The organism is Ferruginibacter sp. (assembly GCF_014377975.1).
GTDB lineage: Bacteria > Bacteroidota > Bacteroidia > Chitinophagales > Chitinophagaceae > Ferruginibacter.
The window spans coordinates 1-1,770 of the sequence record NZ_JACMOO010000080.1 but is presented as its reverse complement, the minus strand read 5'-3'; the positions used below and the strand labels follow the sequence as shown (position 1 = coordinate 1,770).

2 protein-coding genes are annotated in these 1,770 nt (G+C 38.1%); both read right to left on the bottom strand.

Features of this window, described 5'->3' with window-relative positions:
- The coding region (locus H7254_RS04770) for a Gfo/Idh/MocA family protein (protein ID WP_301931902.1) at positions 1 to 1,138 on the bottom strand (1,138 nt) is incomplete at its 3' end.
- 26 nt (positions 1,139 to 1,164) lie between these two features.
- Positions 1,165 to 1,770, bottom strand: a 606-nt coding sequence (locus tag H7254_RS04765; RefSeq protein WP_301931901.1) for an extracellular solute-binding protein, incomplete at its 5' end; no start/stop codon positions are given.

Genomic DNA, 1,770 nt, shown 5'->3' with positions numbered 1-1,770 from the left:
CTTTTATCCAGCTCCATTGATCCTGCAACATATCTTTTAGCAACTGTTGATAACGATGTTGTTTTTCTGAATTGCTACCCCATTGGATGGTTACCTGCTGATCAAAAATTATTTCTGTAAACCTTCCCATAACTTTTTTACCGGAAGTTTCTGCAGGATGTTTTACAATGGTACATGGCCCGATTAAATCCTGCAATGCCTTTAGTTGTTCATTTGTAAACAGCCCATGCAACTTCATGCTGACGGGTACCCACTCGTACAACGTGATTTCACCCCTTTCAAAAAGCAACCGCATTTCTTGCCGGTCTAATATTTTGGGCTGATCGAATCCATGATAAAAATTTACGGTGCCTGCCTCATATAATACGGTGGCCTGCACCCTGTCATAAATAATACTGTTATTACTTTTGCGCTTTTGCTCCACAGCATTAATCACTTTGCCATTACCCAGCCACCCGGAAAACATATCAAAAAAATGAACGCCATGCTCAATGAATATGCCACCACTTTTTGTTTCGTCCCAAAACCAATGTTGTTCATGCAGATTTTCATCACTGGCATAATTCTCAAAAAAACCATGTAAAAAATTTCCCATCATTTTCTGCTGTATAATTTTTTGTACCATTGTGTACAAAGGATTGTATCGCTGCATCAGGTTGACCACATACAATAATTGAAACTGATTTGCCAACGCTTGTAATATTTTTACCTCTGCTGTTTTAAGGGCTGCTGGTTTTTCACAAATTACATGCTTACCGGCGAGCAATGCATTTTTTGATATTTCAAAATGCAGGAACGGCGGTGTTGCGATGTACAGCAGGTCGATAGTATCGTCTGCCAACAAATCCATGTAAACAGGATGATATCTTGCCTTTAATTCGTCTGCAAGTTTATTACCAGCCATTTCATTTACATCCGCTACAGCAATAATTTTTACACCTTTAATGGTTAAAAAAACAGCTGCCGCAAAAGCCGCAAAATTTCCTGCACCAATAATTCCGATTGATAAACTCTCTCCACTTCCCTTCTCCAAATTAGCAGCAACTTTTTGGCCGGGGAATAATTGATTCACTGTTTCACCAGAACTGTTGTCTGTATTTAAAAAACTATACAATTTATTTGGGATGAAAGTATTCAACTGAAAAAATTTAAAGATTTAAAATGCTATTTGGTTTCTTTTCCTAATAATACATTGACTGTAGCAGCAGCAGCTTCTATGGCGCTTTCAGGCGATTTTTTTCCATAGATAACACAGGCCTCATATTCCTGCGAAATAATATCCAGCACTTCTACAATTACTTCGCAATTATCCACGCCTTTAACAAAAGGAATTTCTTTTGCAAAGGGCATCATCATCGGGTTTCTTTTAAAATAGTCTGCATAAAAAATATCTGTATCAAGCATTTTTCTACGGGGCAGTTGCCCGGTTATTTCCAGCAATTGTAAATCACCTTTTTTATTTACCAATGTCTTTACAAAATCCCAGGCAGCCTGTGGATTAGCCGTGCTGTTAAACAGCACAATATTTTTTGGATCTGCATACGTAAACACCGGACCGGTATGATCATCGGGCACGATGGGCGGAAAATAATCAAATTCAAAATTCCTGTTTGGTATATTATTAAGGTAAGAAATTTCCCAGGGACCAGTCCATTTAGTGGCAATGGTTTGTATCACAAAAGGGTCGCTGGAAGCAGCTGTATTTTCTCTTGAAAAATAATCGTTACTATAGAGTTTCTGCAGAAAACGAAACACTTCTACGGCATATTT